This is a genomic window from Mycobacterium hackensackense, from assembly GCF_025822555.1.
GTDB classification, from domain to species: Bacteria; Actinomycetota; Actinomycetes; order Mycobacteriales; family Mycobacteriaceae; genus Mycobacterium; species Mycobacterium fluoranthenivorans.
Genome location: NZ_JACKUC010000038.1, coordinates 498804 through 512364 on the forward strand (window position 1 = coordinate 498804; position 13561 = coordinate 512364).

The following is a 13561-nucleotide window of genomic DNA, read 5'->3' on the forward strand; positions in this document are numbered from 1 at the left end:
ACGCAGCCGGGTCCCCGCCGCAGGGTCTCGGGTGGGGCGGCGCTCAGAACGCCTGATCGACGAATCCGCCGGAGGTATCCACCTCGTCCTGGTTGTCCACGTGGTAGGTGGGCACGGTGGAGGTCGTCGGGTTGGTGCCGTATGCCGTACCGGGATCGACACCGACGCCGCCGACGGGCGCGAGCGCGATCGCCACAGCCGCGGCCACGGGTGCCAGCATTGCCATGGTTGCCTTCTTTTTGAGAATCATCTCTGGTTCCTCCTATATCGGTTGTGCGGTAGCGATATTCACGATTCGCCGATATCGGGGGCCGCAGTAGTGGTCCGGTCCCTGTCGGTTCACAAACTCTGGTTGTGACTCGCCGCGCCGACGCGAGCTCACCCAGCCGCCATGTCGCGCCCTGTGCTTTCATCGAGTGCATGGCTTTGAGTTCGCGGATGCCAAACCTCGCCGAATTCGAGGTTCTGGTGGCCATCGCCGAAACGGGCAGCCTCGGCGCGGCGGCCCGCAAGATCGGGTTGACCCAGCAAGCCGTGTCGGCCCGGCTGGCGTCGATGGAGGCGCAGACCGGGGTGAAGCTCGCGGTCCGCACACCGCGCGGTTCACAGCTGACGCCACCCGGTGTGGTCGTGGCCGAATGGGCCCGTCAACTGCTCGACATCGCCGCGCACGTGGATGCCGGATTGGCTTCGCTGCGTGCGGAGTCCCGTAGCCGTATCAAGATCTCGGCCAGCCAGACGGTCGCCGAGCAGTTGCTGCCGCGCTGGCTGGTGTCACTGCAGGCCGCGGCGGTACGACGCGGGGCACCCGCCCCCGAGGTGACATTGACCGCCACCAACAGCGATCACGCCATCGCCGATGTCACCGGTGGCGCGGCCGACGTCGGGTTCGTCGAGAGTCCCGCCGTGCCCTCCGGAGTGCGCACCCGGGTGGTCGCCCGCGATGAGCTGGTGGTCGTGGTCGCCGCCGGCCACAAATGGGCTCGGCGGACACGGGCAATCACCCCCGCCGAGCTGGCACAGACCCCGCTGATCTGCCGTGAAGCGGGATCGGGCACCCGGGACTCGCTCATCGCGGCCTTTCAACGGGCCGGATACGATCCCACCGACCAGGTGACTCCCCTGATGGAGCTGTCCTCGGCGGCAGCCGTTCGTGCGGCGGTGCTGGCCAGCCAGGCACCCGCGGTGATGAGCCGGCTCACGGTGGCCGACGATCTCGCCTTCGGACGGCTGCGTGAGGTGGCCATTCCCGAGCTGGATCTGCGCCGAGACCTTCGGGCCATCTGGATCGGTGGACGCACGCCCCCGGCCGGTGCGGTTCGCGATCTCCTCGGCCATATCGGCACCATGCAGACCTGAGTGCGGTCATCCCACAAACGTCGTTTGTGGGTCCACAAAGCCGGCACCCGTACCGCCGGCCGCTGCTCGATCCGAGGATGAGTATGTGGTGCTCGACGGCACCACGCGACCAGCACGGCAGTGCAGTCGCCGACTTCGCATCGAAGGAGCCACAATCATGCATCCGACGCACTTCCGGTGGACCGTCATCGGAGCCGGGCCGGCCGGGATCGCCACGGTCGGCCGCCTGATCGACAGCGGTATCGCACCTGACGAAATCGCATGGGTGGACCCGGAATTCGCCGTCGGCGATTTCGGGGTCAAATGGTCCGTCGTCTCGAGCAACACCCGGGTGAGTGGCTTCACGCACTTCTTGGAAGCCAGCTCGGCATTCCAGTTCCGGCAGGGCCCCGATTTCGCGATCCGGGGATTCGATCCGCGCCAGACCTGTTCGCTCGGTTCCGTCGCCGAGCCGCTGCAATGGATCACTGGCCGCCTGGCCGAGCGGGTGGTCACCGTCAAGGCCACCGCCACCCGTCTGGAGTTACATCAGCGGCGCTGGGCGGTGCACACCGAGGGGTCGGTGCTCACCTCGGACAATGTGGTGCTGGCCATCGGGTCCGACGCGCGCAGGCTGGACTATCCAGGGGTTCGGGAGATTCCGCTCGACGTGGCCGTGGACGTGCACAAGCTGGGCGCCGAGCCGCTCGAGGGTGCGACGGTCGCGGTGTTCGGCTCGTCGCATTCGACCATGCTGGTGTTGCCCAATCTGCTGCGCCAACCCGTGGCCAAGATCGTCAACTTCTACCAGCATCCGCTCCGGTACGCCGTCGAGTTCGGCGACTGGACGCTGTTCGACGACACCGGGTTGAAAGGCCGTGCGGCCCAATGGGCCCGGGAGAATCTCGACGGGCAGCTGCCCGAGCGGCTGGAGCGTTGCCACGTCGGCGACCCGCGGTTCGACGAGTTGTTGGGCCAGTGCGATCAGGTGGTCTACACCGTGGGGTTCGAGCCTCGGCGGATCGACGCGCCGCAGTGGGGACCGCTGCAACACAACGCGTCCAACGGCATCATTGCGCCGGGACTGTTCGGTATCGGTATCGCCTTTCCGGGGTACCGGGTGGACCCCACCGGATTCGGTGAACACCGGGTCGGTCTGGAGAAGTTCATCGAACAACTCGACGTGTGCCTGCCCATCTGGTTGCACTACGGCGCCTGACGGTGACCCAGCACGCACGCGGCAGTAGGCCGTCCTCCGGTGATCACCCGATGTGCAGCGGGTCGATCTGCACCCGCACCGGCTGCTGATCGTGGCGGGCGGACATCGTGTTGATCGCCTTGCGCAGCGCAGCGGCGAGTTCCAGGCCGGTGTCACGGGGCACCCGCACCAGCATCCGGCTGATCGGACTGTCCACCGCGACACCGGGCGGCCGGCGGGCGCCCGGCGGCAGATCCACCGGTCCGAGCGGTTCGGCGCCGGCGGGCAGCGTGGTGGCGTCCAGCAGGGCGGCGACGGCGTCGGGGGTCCCGTCGAGCACCGCGAGATGCACGGCCGGCGGCAGCCCCACCTCGGTGCGGGCCTCGAGCTCGGTTTCGGCATGGCCCAAGGGATCCCAGCGGATCAGTGATTGCACGGTCGGAATCACCGACTCGGCGATGACGGCCACCATTCCCCCGTCGGCGCGGCTGCGCACCAGGGCGGACGCGGCCATCCAGCGGCGCAGGGCATCCTCGGCCGCGCGCAGATCCTGGCGGCCCAGCAGCGCCCAGCCGTCCAGCAGCAGCGCAGCCCCGTAGCCACCCGGGGCGACGGGCTCGGCGCCCGGTGTGGCGACGACGACGGCGGGGCCCTCGCGCACCGTGGACAGCACCGAATCGCCACCGGAGGTGATGACCACCGACCCGGGCAGCGCGCGGCCCAGTTCCTCGGCGGTACGGCGGGCCCCGACCACCACGGCGCGCACCGCATCCGATCCGCAACTGACGCACCGCAGCGACAGTTCGGTGCGGGCACACCAGCGGCACACCGCACCGTGGGTGTCGCGGTCGGGCAGTGACATCGGCCCGGTGCAGTGCCGGCAGCGGGCCACGGTGCGGCACCGGGCGCACGCGAGTGCCGGGATGTACCCGCGGCGCGGCACCTGCACCAGTACCGGGTGCCCGGCCGCCAGCGCCGTGCGGGCCGCCCTCAGTGCCATCGACGGGACCCGCGCGGTGCGCGCCGCGGGGTCGCGCTCCTGGTCGAATGCACTGTCGTCGACCGCGACCACCCGCGGGGCCCGGGCCCGCACCACCGCCCGGGTGGCCACCAGGTCATGGGCCCAGCGGCTGCGTACCAGGGCGTGCGCCTCGGCCGTTCTGGCGTAACCGCCGAGCAGTGCCGCGCAGCGCAGTTGATGGGCGCGCAGCATGGCAACCTCACGGGCATGCGGGTACGGGGCTCGCGGTTCGGACAGGGTGTCGTCACCGTCGTCCCAGATGGCCACCAGGCCGAGGTCGGCGACCGGAGCGAACACCGCACTGCGGGTGCCGATCACCAGCCGGGCCTGACCGCGCAGCACCGAAAGCCAGCGGCGGTACCGTTGTGACGGGCCGAGCCCCGCGGACAGCGCGACCACCTCGGGTTCGGCCAGCAGTTCGAGCGCAGCGGTGTGCACCGCGTCCACATCGCGCTGATCCGGTACCACGATGAGCGCACCGCGCCCGCCCTGCACCGCCGCCGCGGCCGCCTCGGCGAGCCGCTGCGCCCACATCTCCCCCGGCAGCGCCTGCCACACCGCACGCGCGGCCCGGCCTTCCCGGATCGCGGCCAGGAACTGCCCGCCGCGCCCGTACGCCTCCCAGGCGGATTCGTCGATGACCCGCTCGGCCAACGGCGGCAGCTCGGCGGTCACCTGCTTCTCGGCCCGGGCGTGGCGCGGCGGCACCGCCAGCCGCAGCACATCGGCCCGGGTGCCCGCGTAGCGGGCGGCCACCGCGTCGACCAGCCGCCGCACCTCCGGGGTCAGCACCGGTTCGGCCGAGACCACCCGGTCCAGCCAACCGAGTTTCCCGGAATGGTCGGTGTCCGAACGTCTTTCGAGAACGAAGGCGTCCACCAGCCTGCCGTGGAAACGGACCCGGACCCGGACCCCGGGCTGGGCGTCATCGGACTGGTCGGCGGGCACCAGATAGTCGAACTCGCGATCCAGGTGCGGTACCGACAGCATCGGCAGCACCCGGGCGATCGGCTCGTGCTCGGCGGGTATCACCGCTCGCGGCCGAAGAAGAAGCCGGCGGTGATCAACAACAGCGACGCGCAGTAGGCCCACCAGATCGGCACCGCCAACTGCTCGGACCCCAGCACGAACTTGCTGATCCCGATCATCCCGTCGGACACCGCGAAGCACACCGCCCCCAGCGCCGTCCACGGCGTCGGCAGCCGGGCCAGCAGCGCGGCACACACCATCGCGCCCAGCACGCCGATATAGACCACCACGGGTGCCGCCATCCCCTGCGCGAGCAGGCTCGGCCAGAACCACACCAGCAGCGCCACACATGCGACGAGCACCGCCCCGGCGGCCGCCAAGCGCACCGGACTGCGCCGCGCCAAGGGGTACAACGCGGTCAGGAAGCACATGTGGGCCAGCAGGAAGGCCGCCAGGCCCAGCACGAACGACGGCGGCCACCACGGCAGTGCCAACAGGAAGTCCCCGGCCGCGGAGAAGCCCAGCGCCGGCACCAGCCAGCGCCGCTCTCGGGTGACCGGGTGCCACAGTGCCGCCGCCGCGAGCAGCACGGCCGCGCTCGCCTTCACCGCGGGTTGCAGCGCGAACTGTCCGGTCAGTTCGGCGCCGGCGGGGACCCGCGCCGCCACCGTCACGAGAAAGACGCCGTAACCCGCACCCGCGACCAGCGCCAGCACCCACAGCAGCCGGGTCGCGCGCGCTGCGTACGGTGTTGCCATGCCTGAATCCGATACCGACAGACCCGCCCTGGACGCCATTCTGGAAAAGGTACTGGAAGCGGTGCCGTTCCAATTGACGATGGACGGTGGTCCGGAGGCGGCCCGGGAACGGTTCCGCGCGTTGCCGCGCCGACCGGTGCACCCGGACCTGCGGACCGAGGACCGCACCATCGCGGACGTGCCGGTCCGGATCTACTGGCCTGACAGCACAGAGGCAAGCCCGCCGGTATCCATCCCCGAGTCGCTCCGCTCCCGCCCGCCGGTGACCCTCTTCTTCCACGGCGGTGGCTGGGTGGTCGGCGACCTGGACAGCTACGACGGCACCGCACGCGAGCACGCCGTCGCCACCGGCGCGATGGTGGTGTCGGTGGACTACCGGCTGGCCCCCGAGCATCCGTATCCGGCCGCCGTCGACGATGTCTGGGCGGTGACGCAATGGGTAGCCGCCCACGCCGGTGAGCTCGGGGCCGATCCGGAACGCCTTGCCGTGGCCGGTGATTCGGCCGGCGGCAACCTGGCGGCCGTGGTGGCGCTGCTGGCCCGCGATGCCGGCATCCCGCTGCGGTTGCAGCTGCTGTGGTACCCGGCCACCACCTGGGACACCTCACTCCCCTCGTTCCGCGAGAACGCCGACGCCCCGATCCTGGGCCGTGCGGATATCGGCGGGTTCTCCCTGCTGTACGCCGGCGACACCGACCTGCGCAACCCACCGGCCACGCTGGTCCCGGCCCGCGCCGAATCCCTGGCCGGGGTGGCACCCGCCTATATCGCGGTCGCGGGCTACGACCCGCTGCGCGACGACGGTGTGCGCTTCGGCGAGCTGCTGGAGTCCGCGGGTGTGCCCGCCGAGGTCCACCTCGCCCAGACCCTGGTGCACGGTTACCTCGGCTATCACGGGGTGGTGCCGGCCGCGACCGACGCCGTCGACCGCGGGTTGGCCGCGCTGCGGGCCGCGTTAGCCTGACGTATGACGTCCACGACGAGGCCCGATGTCGATCCGAATCTGAAGGCCCTGCTCGATGCCGTGCCCCTGGAGTTCACCCAGGAGGACGGGGTGGAGCTGGCCCGCGAGCGACTGCGTGCGGTGAAACCGCCGTCGGCACTGCTCCCACAGCTGCGGATCGAGGAACACACCGTCGGATACGGGGAGCTCACCGATATCCCGGTGCGGATCTACTGGCCGCCGGTGGAGCAGCACGACGATCTGCCGGTGGTCGTGTACTACCACGGCGGCGGCTGGGCGATCGGCGACCTGGACACCCACGACCACGTGGCCAGGGCCCATGCGGTCGGCGCCGAGGCCATCGTCGTCTCGGTCGACTACCGGCTGGCACCGGAACATCCGTTCCCGGCGGGTGTCGAGGATGCCTGGGCGGCGCTGCGGTGGGTGGGCGAGCATGCCGCCGAGCTCGGCGGTGACCCGGCCCGCATCGCGGTGGCCGGTGACTCCGCGGGTGGCAACTTCTCGGCCGTGATGGCGCTACGGGCCCGCGACGCCGGCGGGCCGGCGCTGGTGTTCCAGCTGCTGTGGTACCCGGTCGCCGTCGGTGACCGCAACGCCCCGTCCTTCCACGAGAACGCCGACGCCTACATCCTCAACCAGGCGGTCAGCGACGCGTTCCTGAGTTGGTATCTGCCGGGGGTCGATCTCGACGATCCGGCCGCGCTGCCCACCGATGTGGCGCCGGCCAACGCCGCATCGCTGGCCGGTCTGCCACCGGCGTTCATCGGCACCGCCGGGCATGACCCGCTGCGCGACGACGGCGGCAGATATGCCGAACTGCTCACCGCCGCCGGGGTTCCCGTGCAGCACAGCAATGAACCGACGATGGTGCACGGGTACGTCAGCCTGGCGTTGGCCTCCCCCGCGGCGACCGAGGCCACCGAGCGCGGGCTCACCGCCCTGCGGGCGGCGCTGCACGGGTAAGCGGATCACCACACGCGGTTCCGCTGCGCTCAAGTGTCCAGCGCTCGACGGACCTGAGGATCGGTGGGGGCCGGCGGCACCTCGAGGCTCTCGCGGGAGACGAGACCGGCCAACCACAGCGCGACCAACCGCGGGCTGGACCGTGGGGCGTGATCGGCGGTCCGGTGGATCAGACCGGCGTTGGCGATCAGGAGCACGGCCAGGTCGGCGGGCGACGCGTCGACGCGCACCTTGCCGCTGCGCACTGCACGCCGGAACAACGTGGCGATGGCACGGTAGTGCCGAGCCCGGAGTTCTTCGACGTGCGGCGACAGCGGCCGCAGCGACGCGAGTAGATCGGCCAGACCTCGGTTCGTCGCCTGTAGCGCGCAGGTGGCCGTGACGCAGTCCCGCAGCGCGGTCACCGGATCGTCGGCGTGCGCGGCGGCCTCGGCGATGGCGCAGTAGCGCTCCAGCTGCCCCGCGTAGACCTCGGACAGCAGCGCTTCACGCGACGGAAAATGCCGGTACAAGGTCGCGTTGCCGATCCCGGCGCGCCGGGCGATCTCGTTCAGCGATACCTCCACACCCTGTTCGGCGTAGACCGCCTCGGCAGCGGCCAGCACGGCAGACCGGTTGCGTTCGGCATCGGCACGCACACTGACCTCCGTGATCGCCGGCGGAATATCTGGGGAGGGTTCCCCGTTTGAGTCTACGTCCCAGGTAAACGGGGAGACATCCCCGGATAGGAGATCCGGCCATGAGAGCTGTGGTGGTCACTCGGTACGGCGGCCCAGAGGTTCTGCGGCAGGTGAACATCGAAGAGCCCCACGCCGGCGCCGGCCAACTTCGCATCAGGGTGCACGCGGCGACGGTCAATCCCGCCGATGCGCTGCTGCGGGTCGGCGACATCGACGACGCATTGCGTGCCAGCAGGCTGTCGCCGCCGTACCGCCCTGGTATGGAGGTCTCCGGGTTCCTCGACGAGATCGGGCCGAATGCCGACACCGAACTCCGCATCGGTGACCGCGTCATGGCGATCCTGATGCCCATCGACGAGTCCGGCGGCGCCTACGCCGAATACGTCGTCGTCGAGACCGACCAGGTGGCCGCCGCCCCCGCACGAAGCACTCATGCCCAGGCGGCGACCCTGCCGATGAACGGGCTCACCGCCCGTCGCGCACTCGACGTACTGCACCTGACGGCGGGCGACACCCTCGCGGTCACCGGCGCCGCCGGTGCTGTCGGCGGCTACGTCGTCCAACTGGCAAAGGCAGACGGGCTCCGGGTGATCGCCGATGCCGCCCCCGCCGACGAGCAACTCGTCACGCAACTCGGCGCCGACGAGCTCGTGGCGCGAGGAGCGGGTGTCGGCGAACGGATTCGTCACCTCCACCCCGAAGGTGTGAAGGCCGTCGTCGACGCGGCCATACAGGGCGACGAGGTGTTGCCCGCACTGAGCGACGACGGTCAACTCGCGATCGTTCGTCGTCCGGGCGAGCGCGGCACCTCCGACCTGCATCCCGAACGCGGCATCACGATCCGCGACGTGTGGGTGCCCGACTACGCCCACGCAACCGACAAGCTCGACGGCCTCCGCGTACTGGCCGAGCGGGGTCAGATCACCCTGCGGGTGGCGCAGACCTTCCCAGCCGCGGATGCCGCCGCGGCGCACCGTGCACTCGAAAAGGGTGGCGTCCGTGGCCGACTCGTCCTCATCTTCGACTAGACCACGTCGCCGAGTGGTGTTCCTCGTGGATCCGATTGTTGACGATGTGCTCGACCAGAATGGGCACGAACGTCTGGATGCGGGCCTCGTCGAACTGGACGGCGGCATCCTCGCACCATTGCAGGATCTGGGCGTCGCGTGCGGGGTCGTTGCGGCCCTCGTGTTCGGCCAGTTTCTTCGCCACCTCGTGGACCGAGCGTGCATGTACTCCGCCCGCCGGCGCGATATCCGCGGTCCGTCGGGGGATTTCGGCCAGCGACCGCTGCGCCTGGCCCTCGTCGGTGTCGGGATCGATGACGCGCAAAGTCAGGTGGTGGCCGTCCTCGCCGATCAGGATCACCGTGGGCGGCTCGCTGCTGACGAACTCCAACAGCTCCACCGGGTGTGCGCCGTCGAGCGTGAGACTCAGCGGGGCGATCCAGCCGTCGCGACGGTAACCCACCATGGCGATGTGCGGCATGGCGTCACTCACCGCGGCCATCAGGGCGGGAAGTTCGTCTGCCAAGCGTTTCGATGTCGGCCACCACGCGCCGTCGATGTGCTCGGACGGAGCTCGTCGTCCCGTCAGCCGTAACCGGGGCAGTGTGTCATTCATGCGCCCAGCATGCGTGAGCGGTTTCGCCGAGTCTATGGTCCAAAGTCCCTAAGGCGGCCGTTCTTCCACGCGCTTTCCTGAACGACAGGTGAACGGCAAACCACTTGTCCCTGAACATTATTCGCCGAGAGAAAGCCCGCTTCCCGGGGACCCGGGATCAGCAAAGCACAGGGCTCGAATACGTGATGCAGAACACCCGACATCGGGACTTTGGACCCTAGGTACGCCCCGCAGGCCCGGTCGATGATTACGGCGTGGCCGCTGCCGACAACCATCGAATGTTGATCGAATCGGCGATGCCCACCTATGACGTCGTGATCGCCGAACACACGGTGGTAGAGGCGGATCCGGGAACCACCTTCACCGCCGTTCGGAAGTTGGACCTGCTCACCGTGCGCACGCCGCTGCTCACACTGTCGTTCTGGATTCGCGGGCTGCCCGCCCGATGGACGGGGCGCAGCCCTGCGCCCTTGCCCCGCTTGGTACTTGAGGACATGGCGCTACCGGGATGGATGGTGCTCGGTGTGCAGCCCGACCGCGAGTTTGCCTTCGGTGCGGTGGGAAGATTCTGGCAACCCGTCATCGAATGGCATCCGGTTGCCCCGGAGGAGTTCCCCAGCTTCGCCGAATCGGGTTGGGGGAAGATCGCGGCGAACCTGTCGGTGCGCCCGTACGGCGAGTCGGCCTCGCTGTTGAGTTACGAGTGCCGCACGTCGACCACCGACCCCGGCTCGCGCCGCCGATTCTTGCGATACTGGTGGTTCATCCGGCCATTCGTGGCCCACATCCTGCGAGCCACGCTGCAGCAGATCAAGGATGACGCCGAAACATGCCCACCACCGAACCCCGCACACGGACCAGGCAGCCGGTAGTGGCCACCATGGTCGGTGATGACCCCGTGCCGCAGACGCGCAGCGACGGCGAGAACGTCCGGCGGCAGTTGCTTGAGATCCGTGACAACGTGGACGCCCTGCTGCGACGATTACCCGAGGCCGAGTCGACATGGTCGCACTGGCTCGCGGACGTGGCGCCGCAGTACCAGTCCAGCGCTCGAAACATGGTGCAGTACTGGGCGATACGGCAATACGATCTGCGCGACCTGCAGGCCCGGCTGTCGTCGTTCGGACTGTCGTCGCTGGGCCGTAGCGAACCACATGTCGAGGCCACCCTGCACTTGGTCAGGGCGGCGATCTGCGCCACGCTCGACGACGTGTGGCGTCAGCCGATCGTGGGTGGGGTGCCGATCAACCAGGGCCCGGAACTGTTGCAGCAGCGAACGCGGGAGTTGCTCGGACCCGACCCAGCCGATCGCACCACCCGGATCATGGTCACGCTGCCGTCGGCGGCGGCGACCGACGCCCCCCTGGTGCGCCGGTTGGTCGAGCAGGGCATGAATGTGGCACGCATCAACTGTGCGCACGACGACGCGACGGCGTGGCGCGCCATGGCGCAGCACGTCGCGCAGGCGGCCACGAGCACCGGCCGGACCTGCATGATCGCCATGGACCTGGGCGGCCCCAAGCTGCGGACCGGCCCGCTTGAGCCGGGACCGCGGGTGGTGAAACTGAAGGCCCCCAAGAACGCCCTCGGTCAGGTCGTCGGCGTAGCGAGGGCATGGTTGACCGCAGCCGAATCCCCCACCTCCGCACCGGAACCGGGCATGGTGTCACTACCGGTGAGCGAACAGTGGCTCACCCGTCGCCACGACGGGGACATCGTGCACCTGATTGACACCCGCGGCGCCAGGCGCCGGATGGTGCTCAGCGCCGTGGGCCGGTCGCCGAGCGCGCCCGAGGGATTCGTGGCCACCGTCGAGCGGACCACCTACCTCGGCGCCGCGACCATGCTGCAGGCCGAGGGTGACCAGGATGCCACGCCGCTGGCTGATATTCCCCCTACCGAGCAGAGCCTGGTCCTGCATCGCGGTGACATCCTCGAACTGACCAGGGATTGCTCGCCCGCGCCCGTCCTGGACGGCGGGATTCCCCGGATCGGCTGCACCCTGCCCGAACTGTTCGACCACGCGTGCGCCGGACAGACGGTGCACCTCGACGACGGCCGGATACGGGGCAGGATCGTCGGCGCCGGGCCCGCGGTACTGCGTCTACAGATCGAGCACGCCGCCGATGGCGGATCGCGTCTGCGCGCCGGCAAGGGGGTGAACGTCCCCGGCATCGAACTCGCTATCCCGGCACTGACCGACAAGGACGTCGCGGACCTGGCGGCCGTGGTGGAGCTGGCCGATCTGGTCGAGATGTCCTTCGTGCGTGAACCTTCCGATATCGCGCGGCTACTCGACGAGCTGGCGCGCCTCGGCGACCGATCACTGGGAGTGGTGCTCAAGGTCGAGACCCGCCAGGCGTTCGAGCACCTTCCGCAACTGCTGCTCACCCTCATGCGGCACCCGCGCGTCGGGGTGATGATCGCGCGGGGCGATCTGGCCGTCGAGTGTGGCTACGAACGCCTCGCCGAATTGCAGGAGGAGATCCTGTGGTTGTGCGAAGCCGCGCACCTGCCGGTGATCTGGGCGACCCAGGTCCTCGAACAACTCGCCAGGACCGGCAATCCGTCCCGCGCCGAGATCAGCGACGCCGCGATGAGCGAACGCGCGGAGTGCGTGATGTTGAACAAGGGACCGCACGTCGGGGACGCCGTCGGCGTCCTCGACGACATCCTGAAACGCATGACGGACCATCACTACAAGAAGACGGCCCTGTTGCCGTCCCTGCACTCGTGGCAGCCCGAGCGTTGTGACGGCTAGACGGAAGCCTGCAGTTCCTCGACCTTGTTCAGTTGCTCCCACGGCAGCTCGATATCGGTGCGGCCGAAGTGGCCGTACGCGGCGGTCGGTGCGTAGATGGGACGCAGCAGATCCAGGTCGCGGACGATGGCACCGGGCCGCAGGTCGAACACCGCGGTGATGGCCTTCTCGATCCGGGCCGGGTCGACGGTCTCGGACCCGAACGTCTCGACGAACAGACCGACCGGGGCCGCCTTGCCGATCGCATAGGCGACCTGCACCTCGACGCGCTCGGCGAGGCCGGCCGCGACGACGTTCTTGGCCACCCAGCGCATCGCGTACGCGGCCGAGCGGTCCACCTTCGACGGATCCTTGCCCGAGAACGCGCCACCGCCGTGACGGGCCCAGCCGCCGTAGGTGTCGACGATGATCTTGCGGCCGGTCAGGCCGGCGTCGCCCATCGGGCCGCCGAGCACGAACTTGCCGGTCGGGTTGACCAGCAGCCGGAAATCGGAGGTGTCCAGCGTGGCGTGATCGAGGTCGGCCAGCACGGTGTTGACGACCTTTTCCCGGATATCGGGGGCCAGGGTGCTGTCCAGGTCGATACCGGCGGCGTGCTGGGTGGACAGTACGACCGTGTCCAGTCGCACCGGGGTGGTGCCGTCGTACTGCACGGTGACCTGGGTCTTGCCGTCCGGGCGCAGGTAGTCCAGCACTCCGCTCTTGCGGACCTCGGTGAGCCGGCGGGCCAACCGGTGCGCCAGCGCGATGGGCAGCGGCATGAGCTCCGGGGTGTCCTTGATGGCGTAGCCGAACATCAGGCCCTGGTCGCCGGCACCCTGCAGGTCCAACGGATCGCCGGCACCCTCGACGCGGGTCTCGTGTGCGGTGTCGACGCCCTGGGCGATATCGGGCGACTGGCGGCCGATACCGATGTTGACGCCGGCGGTCGCGCCGTCGAAGCCCTTCTCCGAGGAGTCGTAGCCGATCTCCAGGATGCGTTCGCGCACGATGTTGTTGATATCGGCGAACGCCTCTTTGGCCGAGGTGGTCACCTCACCGATGACATGCACCTGGCCGGTGGTGACGGCTGTCTCGACCGCCACGCGCGACTTGGGATCGACGGCCAGCAACGCGTCGAGGATCGAATCGCTGATGGCGTCACAGATCTTGTCGGGGTGTCCTTCGGTGACCGACTCGCTGGTAAACAGCCGACCTGCGCTCACAGTGTCATCCTCCAAGTAGTTAGGTAGTCGAATCGTATACACGCTCACTGGCAGCCAACCCGCACCCCCCGGGCCGACGCA

13 protein-coding genes are annotated in these 13561 nt (G+C 69.4%); 7 read left to right on the forward strand and 6 right to left on the reverse strand.

Features of this window, described 5'->3' with window-relative positions; genetic code table 11:
* Nucleotides 1-43: 43 nt before the first annotated feature.
* Complete coding sequence (locus H7J86_RS31040; RefSeq protein ID WP_267295633.1) at nucleotides 44-226, reverse strand: hypothetical protein; 183 nt, start codon at nucleotides 224-226, stop codon at nucleotides 44-46.
* Between the two features lie 194 nt (nucleotides 227-420).
* Here H7J86_RS31040 and H7J86_RS31045 point away from each other — a divergent pair, with 194 nt between their 5' ends.
* Complete coding sequence (locus tag H7J86_RS31045) at nucleotides 421-1359, forward strand: LysR family transcriptional regulator (protein WP_267295635.1); 939 nt, start codon at nucleotides 421-423, stop codon at nucleotides 1357-1359.
* A 157-nt stretch (nucleotides 1360-1516) separates the two neighbouring features.
* The gene (locus H7J86_RS31050; RefSeq protein ID WP_267295637.1) at nucleotides 1517-2557 is read left to right on the forward strand and encodes an FAD-dependent oxidoreductase; all 1041 of its coding nucleotides are present in this window, start codon (nucleotides 1517-1519) and stop codon (nucleotides 2555-2557) included.
* 43 nt (nucleotides 2558-2600) lie between these two features.
* Here the strand turns inward: H7J86_RS31050 and H7J86_RS31055 are convergent, their stop codons facing one another.
* The gene (locus tag H7J86_RS31055) at nucleotides 2601-4547 is read right to left on the reverse strand and encodes a primosomal protein N' (RefSeq protein WP_267295794.1); all 1947 of its coding nucleotides are present in this window, start codon (nucleotides 4545-4547) and stop codon (nucleotides 2601-2603) included.
* Nucleotides 4548-4585: 38 nt separating this feature from the next.
* Nucleotides 4586-5284, reverse strand: coding sequence for a lysoplasmalogenase (locus H7J86_RS31060; RefSeq protein ID WP_267295639.1), 699 nt, complete (start codon nucleotides 5282-5284; stop codon nucleotides 4586-4588).
* On the opposite strand from H7J86_RS31060, the gene H7J86_RS31065 reads away from it, so the two are divergent.
* Together H7J86_RS31065 and H7J86_RS31070 are read left to right on the forward strand one after the other, a co-directional pair.
* Nucleotides 5283-6248 carry an alpha/beta hydrolase gene (locus H7J86_RS31065; RefSeq protein ID WP_267295640.1) on the forward strand — a complete coding sequence of 322 codons (966 nt, stop codon included), beginning with the start codon at nucleotides 5283-5285 and terminating at the stop codon, nucleotides 6246-6248. The genes H7J86_RS31060 and H7J86_RS31065 overlap by 2 nt on opposite strands.
* Nucleotides 6249-6251: 3 nt before the next feature.
* Entirely contained in the window at nucleotides 6252-7211 is a 960-nt protein-coding gene (locus H7J86_RS31070; protein ID WP_267295642.1) for an alpha/beta hydrolase, read from the forward strand.
* Nucleotides 7212-7240: 29 nt separating this feature from the next.
* On the opposite strand, the gene H7J86_RS31075 is transcribed toward H7J86_RS31070, so the two are convergent.
* A complete protein-coding gene (locus H7J86_RS31075; RefSeq protein WP_267295644.1) occupies nucleotides 7241-7849 on the reverse strand; it encodes a TetR/AcrR family transcriptional regulator in 609 nt (202 codons plus the stop codon).
* A 101-nt stretch (nucleotides 7850-7950) separates the two neighbouring features.
* Between H7J86_RS31075 and H7J86_RS31080 the strand changes: the two genes are divergently transcribed.
* Complete coding sequence (locus H7J86_RS31080; RefSeq protein WP_267295646.1) at nucleotides 7951-8919, forward strand: NADP-dependent oxidoreductase; 969 nt, start codon at nucleotides 7951-7953, stop codon at nucleotides 8917-8919.
* On the opposite strand, the gene H7J86_RS31085 is transcribed toward H7J86_RS31080, so the two are convergent.
* A complete protein-coding gene (locus tag H7J86_RS31085; RefSeq protein ID WP_267295648.1) occupies nucleotides 8906-9514 on the reverse strand; it encodes a DUF5994 family protein in 609 nt (202 codons plus the stop codon). The genes H7J86_RS31080 and H7J86_RS31085 overlap by 14 nt on opposite strands.
* A gap of 254 nt (nucleotides 9515-9768) precedes the next feature.
* Between H7J86_RS31085 and H7J86_RS31090 the strand changes: the two genes are divergently transcribed.
* Nucleotides 9769-10386, forward strand: a complete 618-nt coding sequence (locus H7J86_RS31090; RefSeq protein WP_267295650.1) for a hypothetical protein — start codon at nucleotides 9769-9771, stop codon at nucleotides 10384-10386.
* Nucleotides 10344-12275 carry a pyruvate kinase gene (locus H7J86_RS31095; protein ID WP_267295652.1) on the forward strand — a complete coding sequence of 644 codons (1932 nt, stop codon included), beginning with the start codon at nucleotides 10344-10346 and terminating at the stop codon, nucleotides 12273-12275. The genes H7J86_RS31090 and H7J86_RS31095 overlap by 43 nt, the downstream gene beginning before the upstream one ends.
* On the opposite strand, the gene metK is transcribed toward H7J86_RS31095, so the two are convergent.
* Entirely contained in the window at nucleotides 12272-13480 is a 1209-nt protein-coding gene (gene metK, locus H7J86_RS31100) for a methionine adenosyltransferase (RefSeq protein ID WP_090358107.1), read from the reverse strand. The two genes, H7J86_RS31095 and metK, sit on opposite strands and share 4 nt — an antisense overlap.
* Between the last annotated feature and the right edge of the window lie 81 nt (nucleotides 13481-13561).

Bases quoted from the DNA above. Each gene is read 5' to 3' on its own strand.
- H7J86_RS31040 (WP_267295633.1), bottom strand. From the start codon at position 226: ATGGCAATGCTGGCACCCGTGGCCGCGGCTGTGGCGATCGCGCTCGCG.
- H7J86_RS31045 (WP_267295635.1), top strand. From the start codon at position 421: ATGGCTTTGAGTTCGCGGATGCCAAACCTCGCCGAATTCGAGGTTCTG.
- H7J86_RS31050 (WP_267295637.1), top strand. From the start codon at position 1,517: ATGCATCCGACGCACTTCCGGTGGACCGTCATCGGAGCCGGGCCGGCC.
- H7J86_RS31055 (WP_267295794.1), bottom strand. From the start codon at position 4,547: ATGCTGTCGGTACCGCACCTGGATCGCGAGTTCGACTATCTGGTGCCC.
- H7J86_RS31065 (WP_267295640.1), top strand. From the start codon at position 5,283: ATGCCTGAATCCGATACCGACAGACCCGCCCTGGACGCCATTCTGGAA.
- H7J86_RS31060 (WP_267295639.1), bottom strand. From the start codon at position 5,284: ATGGCAACACCGTACGCAGCGCGCGCGACCCGGCTGCTGTGGGTGCTG.
- H7J86_RS31070 (WP_267295642.1), top strand. From the start codon at position 6,252: ATGACGTCCACGACGAGGCCCGATGTCGATCCGAATCTGAAGGCCCTG.
- H7J86_RS31080 (WP_267295646.1), top strand. From the start codon at position 7,951: ATGAGAGCTGTGGTGGTCACTCGGTACGGCGGCCCAGAGGTTCTGCGG.
- H7J86_RS31085 (WP_267295648.1), bottom strand. From the start codon at position 9,514: ATGAATGACACACTGCCCCGGTTACGGCTGACGGGACGACGAGCTCCG.
- H7J86_RS31095 (WP_267295652.1), top strand. From the start codon at position 10,344: ATGCCCACCACCGAACCCCGCACACGGACCAGGCAGCCGGTAGTGGCC.